Raw genomic sequence first — 18,300 nt, 5'->3', positions numbered from 1 at the left:
CGGGCCCGGATCGTCTTGTGGTCCCGCTGTCCCACCTCCTGGTACTCCCCTGGCCGCCCCGGGCCCGGGCGGCCCATCCCACGGCGGGACGGGGCGGTCCGCCCGCCGGTCGCTCCGGCGGGCGGACGGCCCCTGGATCAGGTGGCGTCGGGGCCGACGTCGGCCGGGGTGAGGGGACGGCGGAGCGGGGTCGCCGTGGAGTACTCGTCGGCGCCGATGTCCCGTGCGGTGCCCCGCTGGTCGCCGTCGATGTCCTCGGGCACGGCGGTGCCGGTCAGGGTGGCGGCGCCGATCGCCGGGCTGTTCGGGGCGAGACGGTGGACGCCGTCCGGGGAGGCGGTCAGGCGCGGGTCGACCCGGGTGAACCCGGCGGTGGGGATGTTGCCGTTCGCGGCGGCGCCCCAGAGGATGTTGCTCTGCCAGGTGAAGCCGGTGGTCGCCCCCATGGCGACGAGGCTGCCGGTGTCGCCGACGATCAGGTTGTCAGCGACGGTCACCTCACGGGGTTCATGGGTCCGGCTCTCGCCCGAGAGCGAACTCACGTTGTTGAGAAGGGTGTTGTGCACGATGACCGCCCGGTCAACGGCGTCGTTGCCGCGCCGCTGCTCGACGGTCTCGCCCGTGACGTGGTCACGGGTGGTGCCGCTGCCCACCACGAGGGCCCGGCCGGACAGGTCGGCGAGGTAGTTGTTGACGATCAGATGGTCGTTGCCGTAGACGCGGATGCCTTCCTCGCCCCCCAGCAGGTGGTTGCCGTCGACCGTGGTGCCGTTGCCGTGGCGGAGCACGATGCCGCCCTTGCTGTCACGGATCGTGTTGTGGCGGACGGTGTTGCCGGAGGACTTGACCGAGATCGCCTCGGGGTCGCCGTCGCACCGCTCGAAGAGGTTGAACTCCACCTTCGCGTCGGCGTCGGACAGGGCGCGGCTGCTCACCCCGAGCCGGATCGGTTCGCCGCCGTTGGCACCGGTGAACGTGTGGTCGGAGAAGTGGTTGCGCATGATCTGGGTGCGCTGGGCGATGGCCGTCGAGCCGGGGCCGTCGACGACGACGAAGATGCCCTCGGTGCTCTTGTGGTGGAAGTGGTTGCGGTCGATCTTGGCGTCGTCGCCCCGCACCACCAGCCAGTCGACCGGGGTGGTCTCCGCGAACTGGAAGTCGTTGCGGGTGAGCCGGATGCCCTTGCTGTCCACGGGGATGGCGAGCGTTCCGCTCTGGCGCAGGGCGAAGCCGCTGACGGTGACGTACTGGGAGTTCTCGAAGACGAAGCTGCGCTCACCGCGCAGGACGACACCGCCCCGGGACTGGGCGACGATCGTGATGGGCGCGCCGCTGGTGCCGGTGCGGCCGGTGACGCGGATGGAGCCGCCGGAGGGAACGGTGTACGTGCCGTCGGCCACGACGATCCGGTCACCGGCGACCGCGCTGTCGATGGCGCTCTGGAGGGCGCTGAGGGAGGTGACCGGATCGGCGGGCACGGCGGCGGACGCGCCACCGGCCAGGAGCGTGTCGAGCGGGACGGCGGTGACCGCCGCGCCGAGCAGGGAACCCTTGAGGAACGTCCGTCGCTTCATGCTGCCTCCTGGAGGGGGATGGGCGGTGCATGGCTGCCGGGCGCGGGGCCCCGGCGGGGAGCCCCTGAGCGTCCGGGGTCGAACGGGGTGGATCCGGGGCGCGCCCCCACGGCACGCCCCGGATCCGGTCGGTGTGGACGGGGGCGTGGGGCCGTCCGTCCGGTGCTGCCGGCGCCGGTGGCTCCTGGTTCCCCGTCCGTTCCGTGTCCTTCCTTGGGGGAGGAACGGCCACGGGCCTCCGGTGAACGGCGGGAACCAGACACCAGGTCGAACAGCGGGAACCGGCCACCGGGCCGGGCACAGGGGCTCAGTGTGCTCCCCTCCACTCACGTCTCACTTACGTTCCACTAACGCGGTGTCCCGGCGCGGCCGATCGGGCGAGCGCGGACGGTTCGGCCGTTCACATGCGTGTTCGTACGGAACGGGCTGCTCCGGAACGGCTCCCCGGGGCTTCCGCTCCCGTGTCCCGTACGTCCTCCGGTGTCCGTGTCGAGGGGATGCTCCTCGGCCATGGACGGAGCAGTGAGGGCCCCCGGCCGACCGTTCTGTTCCGGCCTCCTCGTCGTGTCTCCCTCTCCGCGCTCGTCCACCCTGGTGCCGGGAGGGCGGTGCGGGTGGGTGCGCGTCCCGGGACGGCGATGGGCGGGCGTCCCGTGGGACCCGACCCGGACTCCGGTAAGGTGCTCGACCTCCGTACACGTATCCGATCACTCCAGTGAGGCGAACGACGTACATGAGCAAGCTGAGCCGCATCTACGTGGACACCTGCCTGCGCCCGGACAGCGGGCTGGCCGACGCCGTGGCCCGCGCCACGCTCCCCCCGGCCTTCGACGCGGCCTGGCGGACCCATCTGCTGCCCCGGCCCTGGTTCGTGAGCGCCCCGCAGACGGCGGCCTTCGCCCGTGATCTGGACGGTCTCTTCGACCTCCTGGTGTCACTGCCGGCCCGTCTGTTCGACGGCGATCTCGACCGGTACGCGGCCGAGGTCGGCATCGGGCCCGAGCCCGCCGCGCTGCTCCGCCGGGCCGGGTCGGGCGTCCCGGCGAAGCTGGGCCGCGCCGACGCCTACCACGACGGGACGTCGTTCAAGCTCCTGGAGTTCAACATCGGCAGCGAGGCCGCGGGGCTCGACATGGCCGTGTTCAACCGGGGGATGCTCGGCGTCCCCGAGTTCGCCGCCTTCGCCGACGAACACGGGCTCGACCACGTCGACATCGCGGCGCGCACGGCCGCCGTGCTGCGCGACCGGGCGCGCCCCGCCGTCTCGGGCGGTGGGGAGCCGGTGATCGGCCTGATCGAGGGGCGCGGTGGTGTCGCCGCGTACGGAAGGATCATGCGGGCCACGGTGGAGGCGATGGCCGAGCAGGGGCTCGACCTGCGGATCGGCGAGATCGGTGACGTACGGGCCCGGCCCGACGGCAAGCTCACCCTGGACGGCACCCCGCTCGACCTGGTGCTGCGGAACTTCGCCGCGAGCCAGCTGCTCGACGACCCGGCGGGCCCGGCGGCGGCGGAGCCGTTCTTCCGCGCCCACGAATCGGGCCGGACGATCCTCTTCACCACCCTGGAGAGCGGCTACTACGCGCACAAGAGCGCGCTGGCCCTGCTCACGGACCCCCGCTGGAGCGGTGCCTTCGACGCGGCCGAGCGGGCCCTGGTGGACCGGGTCCTGCCGTGGAGCCGGACGCTGAGCGCGCCGGGCGGGTCCGGGACGGGCTCCCCCGCGGCCTCGCGCGAACTGTTCGACCTGTGCCGGGAGCGGCGGGAGCGGCTGATCCTCAAGCCCGGCGGCGGGTACGGCGGTTTCGGCACCCATGTCGGCTGGGAGCGCACCGACGCCGAGTGGGCCGAGGCGCTGCGGGTGGCCGCCGAGCGGGGCGGTCATGTGGTGCAGGAGCGTGTGGTGCCGTGTCCTGAACCGGTGTACGACCCCGGGACCGGAGCCGTGGAGGACTGGATCGCGGTCATCGGCGCCTTCCTCACGGACGACGGGTACGCGGGCGCGCACGCACGGGTCAACCGGGTGGACGGCGGCGCGATCGTGGGGCTGAGCAGCAATCCGGGCACCCGGATGGTGGGGGTGTTCTCCCACCCCTGAGAGCTCGTCGGGGGTGGGGACGCGGCTTCCCGCCCCCGACGACCTGGGACGGCCTGCCCTCAGGTGTCATCCGTCCGTCGTCAGCGTCGAGTGTCCGCCTTCCAGGGGTCGGCGGCGCGCCTCCCGGTGGTGCCGAGGGCGAGTTCGGGGATCACCGTCACGGGTGCGGCGCCGGAGGTCGCCCACTACGCGCGTGCAAGGGGGTGTCCATCTTCGGGTCATCCCTCTCGGCATCGAGTCGCCCACGCGCGCGCGTAAGGGCGTTCGTCGGGTCACCCGCTCCCGCCTCGACGGTGTTGCGCGAGGCCGGGGCGGACCGGGCGCACTCGCCGGGTCGCGGGACCAGCCGCTCCCGAGGCACCCGCCCCCCTGACGTGCCGTCCCCGGCCGGAGCGCCCGCGTCCTCGGAGGCTCCCGGGGCGTCGGACGGACCTCCTGTCGGCCCGCTGCCCCCGGCGACGGCACAGGGAAGGGACAGCGGGAGGCGGATCGGAGCGTCGGCGCACATGGCCCGAGTCGATCAGGAGCACCCCGGGGGAAGGTGAGGGGTGTCATGGCGCCACATAGTAGTAGCGACGACAGTCGCGCAGCATGGCCTCCGGCGACAGGGTGAACACATCGACGAAGGGCAGCTCACCGGCCCTGCCCATCACCACCACGCTGTCCCCCTCGGCCACGATCCGGTCCAGTGTGTGCCGGGCGGGCGGGACCAGACCCTCGCGGTGGATACGGAGCACCTCGGCGCGACCGTGCCCCGGGGGCGCGTCGGGCCGGCGCAGTTCCACGTCCTCGTGGAGGAGCGAGCCGAAGCCGTCCACGTCGCCGTCGTCGAGGTAGAGGTAGGAGAGCCGTACATGGTCCACTCCGGCCGCCGTGACCATCCCGCCCACCACGTGCCCCCCGCCCCGTCCACTGTCTTCGTCGCTGCTCACCGGCCGTGTCCTTTCGTGCGTTCGCGGACACTCTCCACCGCCCGTGCAACCCGGAACTATCGCTGGGCTATCACCGGACGGGACCCTCGCGACGCACACGAAAACTCCACGCCATGGACAAATGCCGTTCCGTTCGAGGAGACTGACCCGGCACCCTCTGCGATCATCCCTCTCCGAGTGCCGGACCCCGACCCGGGAGACGTATGCCCGACTCCGTCAGCGGGGTACGCCCCGCTCCTGAAGGCCCGGCCTTCCGCATCCTGGGCCCCTTACAGGTCACCGGTCCACAGGGGCAGGTCCGGGTGCCGCCCGGCCGTCAGGAAGTCATCCTCGCCGCGCTCCTGCTGGAGGCGAACCGGGTGGTCAGCACGGACTATCTCGTCGATCTGATCTGGGACGACGAACCGCCGGACACCGCCCGCACCCAGGTGCAGATCTGTGTGTCCCGGCTGCGGAAGCTGTTCGCGGGAGCGGGGCTCGACGCCGCCATCACCACCAGGCCGCCGGGGTACGTCCTGATGACCGACGGCGAGAGCGTGGACGTCGCCCGCTTCTCCCGGCAGGTCGGTGAGGCCCGCGCGCTGCTCAGGTCCGGCAGTCCGGCGGAGGCGGTCGAACGGCTCCGGTCCGCCGAGGCCCTGTGGCAGGGTGCCGGTCTCGACGGGGTCACCTGTGACACGCTGCGGAGCAAGGCGCTCCAGCTGGACGAGGAACGGCTGACGGCCGTGGAGACCCGCATCCAGCTGGAGCTGGATCTCGGGCGCCACCACCAACTGGTCGGTGAGATACAGCTGCTGGTCCGTGAGCACGCGCTGCGCGAGCGTCTGCGCGGGCATCTGATGCTGGCCCTGTACCGGTCGGGACGGCAGGCCGAGGCGCTGGAGGCGTACCGGATCGGCCGGGAACTCCTGGTCGAGGAGCTGGGCCTGGAGCCCGGCGAGGAACTGCGTTCCCTGGAGGGGGCGATCCTCTCCGGCGATCCGTCGCTGCGGGCCGTCGCCGAGGACCGGATCGGCCCCGGTGCCCGAGGGGCGGCGCACGGCGGGGGGCACGGAGCCGAGCGCGTGCCGGGCTGGGGCGCGGGCGGCGAAGGCGGCCGGGAGGACGACGGCGGTGCGGTCGGTGCGGGCCGGTCCGTCGGCGGCTGGGGAGACGGCCGTGCGAGACCGGGCCCGGGGTCCGGTCCCGGGCCGGGGTCCTCCTCCGGCGCGGCGGCGGGCTCCGGGACGTTCGACGGTACGTCCCCGGGCGGGCCGCTCGCGGTCGGCGGGCCGGGCCGTACGGGACCGGGCCGGGGTGCGGGACCGTCCGGGGGGACGGCCGTCGTCGGGGCGTCGACGGCCGTCCTCCCCCGCACGGTCGCCGGTTCCGGCGGCGCGGGCGAGGAGATACCCCGCCAGCTGCAGGCCGACACGGCCGACTTCGTCGGTGACGAGGAGCAGATGGCGGCGATCGAGCACGCCCTCATCGGGGACGGGCAGCGGCGGGCGGTGGGGGTGGCCGTGATCGTCGGCAAGCCCGGCACCGGCAAGTCGACCCTCGCCACGCACATCGCGCACCGCATCGGGGAGAATCGTTTCCCCGATGGTCAGCTCTACTGTGACCTGCGCGGAACCACGGCCGCTCCGGCCACCGCGTCGGAGGTCCTGGGCCGGTTCCTGCGGGCCCTCGGCATCCCCGGGCCCGTCATCCCCGAGTCGCTGGACGAGCGCGCCGAGATGTACCGGACGCTGCTCGCCAACCGGCGGGTGCTCGTGGTCCTGGACGACGCCGCCTCGGAGAGCCAGGTCCGGCCGCTGCTGCCGGGCACCCGCAGTTGCGCGGTCCTGGTGACCAGCAGGCTGCGGATCACCGGGCTGCCCGGCGCGTACCGCGTCGAGCTGGACGTCCTCGACACCGAGCGCGCCCTGGAGCTCCTGGTCCGGGTCATCGGGCCCGAGCGGGTGACCCGGGAGTCGGTGGCGGCGGAGGCGCTCATCAGGACCGTGGGCGGGCTGCCGCTCGCGCTGCGGATCGTGGCCGCCCGCCTGGCGGCCCGCCCGCACTGGACGCTGGCCTCGATGGTCCACCGGCTGGCCAACGAGCGGCACCGGCTGGACGAGCTGACCCACGGCGAGATGACCATGCGGGCCAGTCTGTCGCTCACCCACGACGGTCTGGGCGCGGCGGACCGGCAGCTGCTGCGGATGCTGAGCCTGGCGCAGGGGCCGACCCTGCCGGGCTGGCTGGCGGGCGCGCTCCTCGACGACGACCGGCCCTTCCCCTCCGACCTGCTCGAACCGCTGGTCGACGTGCAGATGCTGGATGTGGTGGGCGTCGAGTCCACCGGCGGGATCCGCTACCGCTTCCACGAGATCATCCGGGTCTTCGCGCGCGAGCAGCTCGCCGCCCATGACGAGCCGCACACCCAGGCGTCGGCGCTCGGCCGCATGATGGGCGGCTGGATGGCCCTGGCCGAGCAGGCGCACCGGCGGATCTACGGCGGGGACTTCACGGTCCTGCACGGGCGGGCGCCGCGCTGGCAGCCGCCCGCCACGGTCGTGGACGAACTCCTCGTCGATCCGCTGGAGTGGCTGGACAGCGAGCAGGCCAATCTGTGCCAGGCGGTGGAGCACGCCGCCCGGGAGCAGATGGACGAACTGTGCTGGGACCTCACGACGACGCTCGTCACCCTCTTCGAGGTGCGCGGTCACCACGACCTGTGGGAGCAGACCCATCACCAGGCGCTCGGGGCGGTCCGGATCGCGGGCAACACCCGTGGTACGGCGGCGCTGTTGAGCTCGCTGGGCTCGTTGCAGCTCAGCCGCAGCCAGCACGAGGAGGCACGGCGGACGCTCGGTACGGCGCTGGACATGTTCGTGGAGCTGGACGACGCGCACGGGCGCGCCCTGTGCCGTCGTGACCTCGCGCTCCTCGACCGTCTCGGCGGGGCGGACGACCGGGCCCTGGAGCGGTACGCCCTGGCGCTCACCGACTTCGACCGGGCGCAGGACCCGGTGGGGCGGGCGAACGTCCTCACCCACAGCGCGCACATCTGGATGCGGCGGAACCAGGACACCACCGCCCAGTCGCAGTTGGACGAGGCGCTGGGCATCTACCGTTCGGTCGGCTACACGGGCGGGCAGGCACGGACGCTGCGCCGGGTGGGGCAACTGCAGTACGGGCGGGGCGAGCACGAGCGGGCGGTGCGGACGTTCAACGAGGTGCTCGAACTCTGCCGTGACCGGGGCGATGTGATCGGCGAGGGGCATCTGCTGCGGGACCTGGGCCAGGCGCACTCCGCCATGGGCCTCGACGGTCTCGCGCGGGGCTTCTACGACCGGTCCCTGACGGTCCGTGAGCAGATCATGGACCAGGGGGGTTCGGCGCTGGTGCGGCTCGACCTGGCCCGGCTGCTGGCCCGGTCGGGCGAGCGGGACCGGTCGAGGAGCCTTCTGGAGAGCGCCGCCCAGACGTTCCGGGACCGGAACATGGCCCCCGAACTGCGGGAGACGGAGCTGCTGCTCGGCCGATGAGCCGGGCGGCGGCCACCCGGCCGTGGTGCGGGGCGGGGAATCGCACGCGGGGCAGCGGGGGCGAGTGGCGTCCCGGCCGGGTGGGCCTGCGGGCGGGCGGGACGTGGGCGTCGAAGGCGCGGGGGCGTGGGAGAGGGGCGGGGAACCGTACCCCGGAGGGGAGCCGTCTTCCGGCTGTCGCCGTCCGGGGTGCCGGGAGCCGGGTCCGGGGCGTTCCCGTCTCGGGAGGCACGTTCCGGTGCCGTGCCCGGGGGCTGCCTCAGGGCCTGTCTCCGGGCCGTCGTCGTTCCGGGGGTGTCGGAACGGGAGCGTCGGACCGGGGGCCTCGGGACCAGGAGTGTCGGACCGGGGCGTCGCGCCGGGGTTTCCCGGCCGTCGTACGGGGTGCCGCTTCCGGGTGTGGGAGCTGCGCGGACACTGTCCGGACCTCGGGGTGCCGACACCCGGTCGTCCGCACGGGGTGTCGTTCGCGGGACCGTCGGGCCTGCTGGTCGTCGTTCCAGGGGCCGGGGGCCGGGGGCCGGGGTCTGACCGGCCGTCGTACACGGGGTGTCGCTGAGAGGGGTCGGGCTGGGTGGCGGCCTTCGGCCGGCCGGTCAGTCCCAGGGGTCGTTGTTCGTCGCGGTGGGGGTCGGGGTCGGCGCGGGGACGGCGGCACCATCGGCGGGGCCCGCGGGGGCCGCCTGGGTGGTCCCCGTGGGGGCCGGGACGTCGTCGGCGTACGCCGCCTGGGCTCCGAGGACGGCCACACCGGCGAGGGCGGCGGTGAGGAGGGCGGTGCGGAAGGCCTTGGCGAGGTTCATCTGAGAAGTCCCTTCGGTTGTCGGTGCGGTGGCCGTGCGGTGCGTTCCATATGCGCCGCGTCCCGTGCTGCGCGCTGCGTCCGTTTCCCGCTTCGCGCCGTTCCGTTCCTTTTCCTGCTTCGTTCCCTGCTTCGTTCTCTGTGGGCACCACGTTAGGAAGCGCCGGAATCGTCCGACCGGCCCCGCCCCTATCCCCCCGTTATCACCGTGCCGACGGGCGCGGGGCCGTGATAGCGGCCCGTGGGGCGCCCGCTATCACGGGCTGCCGCCGGGGCCGGTCGACGGACCGGGTCACATGCTCTGACCTGCGACGACGAGGCTCCCTTGGCACCGTGATGTTCCGCGGATAGCGCGACTCGAACGATGGGAACAGGAACCGGACGGCGACCGCCCCACGAGGAGGGGAGCCGGACCGCACCTGCCAGGGGGTTCCCCACCACGACTCGCGGGAGCGCAGATGAGCATGACCGGCCCGTCCACCGCGGCAGCCGAAGGACCCTCCGGCCTCCGGGAGAGCGCCCGTCTCGGCGCCCTCATCAGGAGCCACCGGCTGCGGATCGGCCTCACCCAGCGGGAGCTGGCCGACCTGTCCACGATCAGCGTGCGGGCCATCCGCGACCTGGAGCAGGGCAAGGCCACCCGGCCCCGCGCCGACACCGTGCGGCTGATGGCCGACGCGCTCAGGCTCGGCGCCCGTGCCCGGACGGCGCTGGAGGCGGCGGCCCATCAGGGGCGGTGCGTGACCGGTTCCGCCGGGGCCGTCCTGGACGCGGAGCAGCCCGCCCCGCCGACCGCGCTGCACGGGCTCACGGGCCGTGAGGCGGAGACCGAGGCGATGGTGCGGGAGCTGTCCTCCGCGACGGAACGCCTGGTCAACGTGGTGGGGTTGAGCGGGGTGGGCAAGACCCGGCTGGCCCTGGAGGTGGCGGACCGGCTGTACGCGTCGGGGTTCCCGGTCCTCTGGTACGCCTTCCCCGGGGCGCCCCGGGACTATCTCGCGCCCGCCGGGTCCGGGCGGGCCGACCGGCTCGTCCACATGGCCGTGGAGCACCTCTTCGCCCCGGTGGAGGGCGTGCCGCGCGCCTCGGCGGCGGACGCTGGGCGCGCGGGTGAGTCGCTGCCGGAACTGATCGGTGACCGGGCCGTGCTGCTCGTCCTGGACGGGGCGCCGGAGGTTGCTCCCCGGTTCGACCGGCTCACCGGGCTGATGCGGGAGTGCCCGGGGCTCCGGCTCCTGGTGACGTCGGAGCAGCCGTGGCAGGTGCCGGGCGAACGCCCGTTCCTGCTGGGCCCGTTGGAGGTTCCCGCCGCGCCGTCCGCCCGTCCGGGCGCGGATCAGGAGGCACTGTCGGCGCCTTCGGTGGGCCTGTTCCTCGACCATGTGCGGCGGGTGCGGCCCGAGTTCGTTCCCACGGGTGCCGATCTGACGGAGGTGGTACGGATCTGCCGGCGGCTGGACGGGCATCCGATGGCGCTGGGCGCGGCGGCCTCCTGGCTGGCCGTGTGCGATCTGGCGACGCTCCGCGCGAGTCTGGACGGTGATCCGGCGCCGCTGCTGGACCATCTCGCGGGAGGTGACGGCGGGTCGCGCTTCCGGGCGGCACTGCACCGTGGGCTGGCGCGGCTCTCGCCCGCCCGGCGCACGCTCCTCGCCATTCTGTGCGCGCGGGGCGAGGACCCCGGGGCGGACGGCGGCTTCGGACTGGACGAGGTCGTGCGGCTGACCGGCCTGGGGCTGCCGGAGAGCGGGCGCGCGGTGCGGGACCTGCTGATCAGCGGGGTGATAAGACCGAGTCAGGAGGCGGGCCGGTCCCGGTTCCGGGTGCTCCAGCTGGTCCGTGCCTTCCACAGCGGTGCGGACGCGGCGGACGGCCGGGCGGCCGTCGAAGGTGCCGGGCCCGCCGCTCTGGCTGCCGCCGCGCACTGAGCTGCTGCCGGAGTGCCGGGGCAACTGCCGCCCGGGGCGGGCCCTCCGGGTTTGGATGACATCGGCCGGTTGGTGCGCGGAACGCCCCGGAGTCGGCCGGCCCGCACCCCGTCTCTCCCAAGGAGCTCGCTCATGGCGTCCGACGCTGGTACCGCCTCCGGTGCGGCAGCCCTGCGGCTGCCGTTGTCGGCAGCGCAGCACGACATCTGGATGGCCCACCACCTCGACCCCTCCGGTCGTCGCTACAACATCGGCGAGTACCACGAGATCCGGGGCGCGGTGGACGAGGAGCTGTTCGCCGCCGCCTGGTACCAGCTGGTCACCGAGGCGGACGTGCTGCGCGTCCGCACCACCGGGTCCGACGAGGACGGTGTCTGGCAGGTCCTGGACGCGGAGCCGGGCGACCGGCGGATCGAGTCGGTGGACCTGAGCGGCACGGCGGACCCGGCGGCGGAGGGCCGCGCGTGGGCCCTGCGCCTCCTCGCCGCCCCCTACGACCTGACGGCGGGCCCGCTGACCCGGCACGCCCTGCTGCGGCTGGGCCCCGAGCACTACCTGTACGTGAAGTGCTATCACCACGTGCTGCTGGACGGGATGGCCGCAGCCCTGCTGGACCAGCGGCTCGCGGAGCTGTACGGGCGGGCGCTCGCGGGCGAGCCGTGGGGTCCGACGCCGTTCGGGACGCTGCCGGAGCTGCTCGCGGAGGACGCGGCGCACCGGGCGTCGCCGGAGGCGGCGGCCGAGCGCGCCCACTGGGCGGAGCACCTGGCGGGGCTGCCGGAGACCCCCCGGATCGCCGAGGGCCGTACGGCGGAGGTGCCGGAGGAACTGGCCGAGGGGCGGCCGTTCGTCCGCCGCTCCGCGGTGATCACGCCCGAGCGGGCCGACCGGCTGCGGGAGGTGGCGCGCGCCCACCGGACCCGGTGGCCGATCCTGATGGTGGCGCTGGTCGCCGCGTACGTCCACCGGATCAGCGGGCGTACGGAGCTGACGCTCGGGCTTCCGGTGACGGGCCGTACGTCGGAGCTGGCCCGCCGTACGCCGGGAATGGCGTCGAACGTGGTGCCGCTGCGGCTCGCGGTCGATCCCGGCGCCTCGCTCTCCGAGCTGGTGCGCACGGTGGTGGCGGAGGCCAGGCACGGTCTGAAGCACCAGCGGACCCGGTACGAGGACATGTGCCGTGACCTGGGTCTGGGCGAGGGTGAGCGGCGGCTCACCGCGCCGCTGGTGAACCTGATGGCGTTCGCGCCGGAGCTGGACTTCGGCGGGCTGCCGACCCTGGCGCACAATCTGAGCAACGGGCCGGTGGAGGACCTGGCGATCGGGGTGTACGACCGGGGTCCCGAGGTGGGTCTGCGGGTCGACTTCGACGCGGCGCCGGAGGTGTGCGATCTGGCGGCCGTCGGGGACCACCAGGTGCGGTTCCTGCGGTTCGTGGACACGGCCCTGGCCCGGATGGACGCCGTCGTGCGCGCGGTGGACCTGCTCGATCCGGCCGAGCGCCGACTGCTCCTCGACGAGCGCCGGGGTGTGGAGGTCGAGATCGGTGACGGGACGCTGGCGGAGCTGTTCGAGGAGCAGGTACGGCTGCGCCCGGAGCACCCGGCGGTCATCTTCGGCGAAGAGACCCTCAGTTACCGCGAGTTGAACGAGCGCGCCAACCGTCTGGCCCACCATCTGATCGACGCGGGACTGCGCAGGGGCGACCTCGCGGGCGTCCTGCTCGACCGGGGCAACGCCTTCGCCGTCGCCGTCCTCGCCGTCGTCAAGACCGGAGCCGGATACGCCCTCCTGGACCCCGAGTTCCCCGACGAACGCCTGGCGAACACGGCGGCGGACGCCCGGATCGCGTCCCTGGTCACGGACGTCCGGCAGGCGGGGCGTCTGCCGGGAGCGTGGCGGACGGTCCTGGTGGACCGGGAGGAGGCGGCGATAGCGGGCCGCCCCGCGGGGAACCCGGGGAAGACAGTCACCGGTGACGATGTCGCCTGCGTGATGTTCACCTCAGGATCCACCGGACGCCCCAAAGGCATCCTCTCCTCACACCGCAACCTCGTCTCCACCCTCACCCAACAGACCTACTGCACCTTCGGACCCACCGAAACCTTCCTCCAATGCTCCCCCGTCTCCTGGGACGCCTTCAGCCTCGAATACTGGGGCGCCCTCCTCCACGGCGGCACCACCATCCTCCAACCCGGACAACGCCCCGACCCCACCCACATCACCCACCTCACCACCCACCACCACATCACCATGCTCCAACTCTCCTCCAGCCTCTTCAACCACCTCACCGACGAACACCCCCACACCTTCACCACCACCCACACCACCTACACCGGCGGCGAACCCGCCAGCCCCACCCACACCCACAAACTCCACACCCACCACCCCCACCTCACCATCACCAACGGATACGGCCCCGCCGAATCCCTCGGCTTCACCACCACCCACACCATCCACCCCACACCCACACCCCCCACCACCCACCCCATCGGCACCCCCCTCACCAACAAACACACCTACATCCTCGACACCCACCTCAACCCCACACCCCCCGGCACCACCGGCGAGCTCTACCTCACCGGACACGGACTCGCCCACGGCTACCACCACCAACCCACCACCACCGCAACCCACTTCACCCCCAACCCCTACGGACCCCCCGGCACCCGCCTCTACCGCACCGGAGACCTGGCGTACTGGGACGCGGAGGGCCGTCTCCACTACGCGGGGCGCACCGACTCCCAGATCAAGGTGCGCGGCTTCCGGGTGGAGCCCACCGAGATCGAGACCGCCCTCACCGGCCGGCCGGGCGTTCTGGGCGCGGCGGTCCTGGCCCGTCCGGACCGGCACGGGGCCACCCAGCTGGTCGCGTACGTGACGGTCGACGATCCGGCCCTCGGCGCGCGGGAGGTCCGCGCGCTGGCCGCGACGCTGCTGCCGGAGCACATGGTCCCGGCGTTCGTCGTGGTCGTGGACCGGCTGCCGCTGACCGCCAACGGGAAGATCGACAAGCGGGCTCTGCCGGACCCGGAGCCGGACTCCGTCCGTGGCGCGGGCGAGAGCCGGGCGCCGCGCACACCGGTGGAGGAGATCCTCTGCGGACTGTTCGCCGAGGTCCTCGGCACCCCGGGCGTCCCGGGCGCGGACGACGGTTTCTTCGATCTCGGCGGTCACTCCCTGCTCGCCGCCCGCCTCACCGGACGCATCGCCAGCGCGCTCGACGTACGGCTCACCATCCGGGACGTCTTCCAGCACCCGACGCCCGCCGCGCTCGCCCTGCGGCTCGCCACCGAGGGCGGCCGTCCGGCCCTTCCGCCGCTGACCTCGGGACAGCGCAGCTGCGCGCTGCCGCCGCTCTCGTTCGCCCAGCGGCGACTGTGGCTGATCGCCGATCTGGAGCAGGGCGGTTCCTCGTACAACGTGCCGATGAGCGTACGTCTCGAAGGGCCGGTGGACGCCGACGCGCTGCGGGCCGCCTTCATCGACGTGATGACCCGTCACGAGCCCTTGCGCACGGTGTTCGTACGGGTGGAGGGGGAGCCCCGGCAGCGGGTCCTGTCGGCCGGTCCCGAGCGGCTGGTGTTCGAGCGCCGGCGGGTGACTCCGGAAGGGCTGGACGAGGCCGTCGCCACGGCGGCCGGACACGCCTTCGACCCCGCTGTCGAGTGCCCGCTGCGGGTGACGCTCTTCGATCTCGGCGCGGACCGGTACGAACTCCTCGTCCTGCTGCACCACATCGCCACGGACGGACAGTCCCTCGCCCCGCTGTTCGCGGACCTGTCCACCGCCTACGCCGCCCGGAAGCTGGGCGAGGACACCGAATGGAAGGACGAACTTCCGGTCCGGTACGCCGACTTCGCACACTGGCAGCGAGGGGCGCTCGGTGCCGCCGACGACCCGGAGAGTCCACTGGGCAGGGACCTCGCGCACTGGCGGCGTGCGCTCGACGGGCTCCCCGAGGAACTGGGCCCGATCTACGACCGGCCCCGGCCCGCCGTGGCCACGCACCGGGGCGGTGTCGTACGGGTCGACTTCGGTGCCGAGCTGTACCGGGGGATCACGGCCCTCGCCCGGCGGGAGCGGTGCACCCCGTTCATGGTGGTGCACGCGGCGCTCGCTGCGACGCTGACCCGGCTGGGCGCGGGGACCGATCTCGCGGTCGGGGCTCCGGTCGCCGGCCGCCCCGACGAGCGCCTGATGGACCTGGTGGGGTTCTTCGTGAACACCCTGGTGCTGCGGACGGACACCGCGCGGGACCCGAGTTTCCGCGATCTGCTCGGCCGGGTGCGGACCGCCGACCTCGACGCGTACGCCCACCAGGACGCCCCTTTCGACCTGGTCCTCGAAGCGGTGAACCCGCGCCGCTCGCTCGCCCGGCACCCGCTGTTCCAGGTGTGCCTGGCCCTGGAGAACGGCACGACGCCCGGTCCCGAACTCGCCGGGGCGCGGACCCTGCGGACGACGGCGGTGTCCAACGGCTCCGCCAAGTTCGACCTGGAGTTCCTGCTCTCCGGGGACGAGGAGGCGGGTCTGACGGGGGCCGTGGTGTACGCGACGGACCTCTTCGACGCCCCGACGGTCGAGCGGACGGCCGGGATGCTGCGCCGGGTGCTGGAACAGGCGGTGGCCGATCCGGAGCGGCTCCTGAGCGGCTTCGCCCTCGTCGACGAGGCGGAACGGCTGCGGCTGCTCGCGGAGGGCCGGGGCGTGGAGGTCGAGATCGGTGACGGGACGCTGGCGGAGCTGTTCGAGGAGCAGGTGCGGCTGCGCCCGGAGCACCCGGCGGTCGTCTTCGGCGAAGAGACCCTCAGTTACCGCGAGTTGAATGAGCGGGCCAACCGTCTGGCCCACCATCTGATCGACGCGGGACTGCGCAGGGGCGACCTCGCGGGCGTCCTCCTCGACCGGAGCAACGCCTTCGCCGTCGCCGTCCTCGCCGTCGTCAAGACCGGAGCCGGATACGCCCTCCTGGACCCCGAGTTCCCCGACGAACGCCTGGCGTCGAGCGCCGAGCGGGCCGGGATCACCGTCCTCGTGACGGACGAGACGCAGTCCGCGCGGGTCCCGGGCTCCTGGCGGACGGTCCTGGTGGACCGGGAGGAAACGGCGATCTCCGCACGGCCGACGGAGAACCCTGACGTACGGCTCACTCCCCAGGACATCGCCTGCGTGATGTTCACCTCAGGATCCACCGGACGCCCCAAAGGCATCCTCTCCTCCCACCGCAACCTCGTCTCCACCCTCACCCAACAGACCTACTGCACCTTCGGACCCACCGAAACCTTCCTCCAATGCTCCCCCGTCTCCTGGGACGCCTTCAGCCTCGAATACTGGGGCGCCCTCCTCCACGGCGGCACCACCATCCTCCAACCCGGACAACGCCCCGACCCCACCCACATCACCCACCTCACCACCCACCACCACATCACCATGCTCCAACTCTCCTCCAGCCTCTTCAACCACCTCACCGACGAACACCCCCACACCTTCACCACCACCCACACCACCTACACCGGCGGCGAACCCGCCAGCCCCACCCACACCCACAAACTCCACACCCACCACCCCCACCTCACCATCACCAACGGATACGGCCCCGCCGAATCCCTCGGCTTCACCACCACCCACACCATCCACCCCACACCCACACCCCCCACCACCCACCCCATCGGCACCCCCCTCACCAACAAACACACCTACATCCTCGACACCCACCTCAACCCCACACCCCCCGGCACCACCGGCGAGCTCTACCTCACCGGACACGGACTCGCCCACGGCTACCACCACCAACCCACCACCACCGCAACCCACTTCACCCCCAACCCCTACGGCCCCCCCGGCACCCGCCTCTACCGCACCGGAGACCTGGTCAGACGCAGGCCCGACGGGGCACTCGACTACCTCGGGCGCGCCGACGAGCAGGTCAAGATCCGCGGCTTCCGGGTCGAACCCGCCGAGGTCGAGGCGGCCCTGCTCAGCGACGACTCGGTCGCCCAGGCGACGGTCCTGGTCCGCACGGACGGTGACCCCAGCCGGCCCGAGGGCGGCGAGAAGATCCTCGTCGGGTACGTCGTGGCCGACCCGGCGGGTCCCGCCGCCGAACCGGCCGCGCTGCGGGAGCGCCTGCGCGGTCTGCTCCCCGAGCATCTGGTGCCCACCAGGATCGCCGTCCTGGACCGGCTGCCGCTCACCGCCAACGGGAAGATCGACAAGCGGGCCCTGCCCCGGGTCGACGCCCCCACCCGTACCACCGGCGGCGGACGGCCGCCGCGCACCCCCGTCGAGCGGACCCTGTGCGCGCTGTTCGCGGACGTGCTCGGCGCGAGCGGCCCCGTGGGCGTCGACGACGACTTCTTCGACCTCGGCGGCCACTCCCTGCTCGCCGCCCGCCTCACCGGACGCATCGCCACCGCGCTCGGCTCCGCCCTCCCCGCCCGGCTCACCACCCGCGACGTCTTCCTGCATCCCACCCCCGCCGCCCTCGCCGCCCATGTGGCGGCCCAGGAGACGGCCCCGGCCAAGCGGGCCAGGCCCGCGCTGCGCCGCCGTACCGCCGACGACACCCACACCGATCGGAGAAGTTCATGACCCACGACCCGCGCCCCGTGCCCGAGGACGTCGTCTGGGACCTGCCCGGCAGCGGGCCGCACCGGCTCTCGCTCCTGGTCCTCCCGCACGCGGGCGGCAACGCCCACGCCTACGCCGAGTGGCGGGAGCACCTGCCGTCGGACGTACGGCTGCTGATCGGCCAGTACCCGGGCCGGGGGGCCCGCTTCTCGGAGGACCTTCCGGAGTCCGTGGACGATCTGTCCGGGCCGGTCGTGGAGGCGCTCCCGGCCGACGCGGGCGAGCTGGTGGTCCTCGGGCACAGCATGGGCTCCCTGGTCGCCTTCGAGGTCGTCCGCGCCCTCCAGGCGGCCGGGCGCACCCCGCGCGCCCTGATCGCCTCGGCCTGCCGGGCGCCGTTCCTGGCCAACCCGTGTGCCGTGCACCCCGAACTCCTCGACGACGACGCCCTGGTGGCGGCGATCAAGGAGCGGGGCGGCACCGACGACTCGATCCTGGACGAGCCGGAGCTGCGGGAGATCGTCCTGCCGTCGATCCGCGCGGACTTCGCCATCGACGACGTCTACCAGTGCGCCGACCGGGACGCCCGGGTGGACTGCCCGGTCACCGTCATCGGCGGCGACGCCGACCCGGTGGCACCGGCGGAGAACCTGCGCCACTGGGCCGCGGTCACCGAGCACGCCTTCACCACCGAGGTGCTGCCCGGCGGGCACTTCTACTTCCAGCAGCGGCTCGACGCGTTCTTCGCGCTGGTCAACCCGGTGCTCGACGCCGCCGTGGCGCCCGCCCCGACCCCGAGCGCGGTCTGACCCCCGCCCGTCTTCCCCCCTTCACCGACGGGATTCAGGATCACCGGCGGTCCGGCCCCCGGCCGCACC

General features: G+C 73.3%; 8 protein-coding genes. 5 read left to right on the top strand and 3 right to left on the bottom strand.

The annotated features are described in order from the left end of the window. Window positions 1-137: 137 nt before the first annotated feature. The gene (locus ACIRQY_RS03430) at window positions 138-1,574 is read right to left on the bottom strand and encodes a chondroitinase-B domain-containing protein (protein ID WP_403922127.1); all 1,437 of its coding nucleotides are present in this window, start codon (window positions 1,572-1,574) and stop codon (window positions 138-140) included. A gap of 733 nt (window positions 1,575-2,307) precedes the next feature. Between ACIRQY_RS03430 and ACIRQY_RS03425 the strand changes: the two genes are divergently transcribed. Continuing rightward, on the top strand, window positions 2,308-3,672 hold the full coding sequence (locus ACIRQY_RS03425; protein ID WP_403922126.1) for a hypothetical protein: 1,365 nt from the start codon (window positions 2,308-2,310) through the stop codon (window positions 3,670-3,672). A gap of 551 nt (window positions 3,673-4,223) precedes the next feature. Here ACIRQY_RS03425 and ACIRQY_RS03420 read toward each other — a convergent pair. Next, complete coding sequence (locus ACIRQY_RS03420; protein WP_403922124.1) at window positions 4,224-4,604, bottom strand: nuclear transport factor 2 family protein; 381 nt, start codon at window positions 4,602-4,604, stop codon at window positions 4,224-4,226. Window positions 4,605-4,807: 203 nt separating this feature from the next. Between ACIRQY_RS03420 and ACIRQY_RS03415 the strand changes: the two genes are divergently transcribed. Continuing rightward, window positions 4,808-8,119 carry an AfsR/SARP family transcriptional regulator gene (locus tag ACIRQY_RS03415; protein WP_403922122.1) on the top strand — a complete coding sequence of 1,104 codons (3,312 nt, stop codon included), beginning with the start codon at window positions 4,808-4,810 and terminating at the stop codon, window positions 8,117-8,119. Window positions 8,120-8,715: 596 nt separating this feature from the next. Here ACIRQY_RS03415 and ACIRQY_RS03410 read toward each other — a convergent pair. Continuing rightward, window positions 8,716-8,922, bottom strand: a complete 207-nt coding sequence (locus ACIRQY_RS03410) for a hypothetical protein (RefSeq protein WP_351784038.1) — start codon at window positions 8,920-8,922, stop codon at window positions 8,716-8,718. 457 nt (window positions 8,923-9,379) lie between these two features. Here ACIRQY_RS03410 and ACIRQY_RS03405 point away from each other — a divergent pair, with 457 nt between their 5' ends. The 3 genes from ACIRQY_RS03405 to ACIRQY_RS03395 all read left to right on the top strand — a co-directional run bounded on the left by ACIRQY_RS03405 (window position 9,380) and on the right by ACIRQY_RS03395 (window position 18,231). Further along, entirely contained in the window at window positions 9,380-10,849 is a 1,470-nt protein-coding gene (locus ACIRQY_RS03405; RefSeq protein ID WP_403922119.1) for a helix-turn-helix domain-containing protein, read from the top strand. Window positions 10,850-10,981: 132 nt separating this feature from the next. Further along, complete coding sequence (locus ACIRQY_RS03400; RefSeq protein ID WP_403922117.1) at window positions 10,982-17,443, top strand: amino acid adenylation domain-containing protein; 6,462 nt, start codon at window positions 10,982-10,984, stop codon at window positions 17,441-17,443. Continuing rightward, on the top strand, window positions 17,440-18,231 hold the full coding sequence (locus ACIRQY_RS03395) for a thioesterase II family protein (RefSeq protein WP_403922115.1): 792 nt from the start codon (window positions 17,440-17,442) through the stop codon (window positions 18,229-18,231). The genes ACIRQY_RS03400 and ACIRQY_RS03395 overlap by 4 nt, the downstream gene beginning before the upstream one ends. The last annotated feature ends 69 nt before the right edge of the window (window positions 18,232-18,300 follow it).

The organism is Streptomyces sp. NPDC101490, assembly GCF_044767145.1.
Taxonomy (GTDB): domain Bacteria; phylum Actinomycetota; class Actinomycetes; order Streptomycetales; family Streptomycetaceae; genus Streptomyces.
Note: the sequence above shows the minus strand (reverse complement) of the source record. Positions and strands in the feature narration are given on the sequence as shown.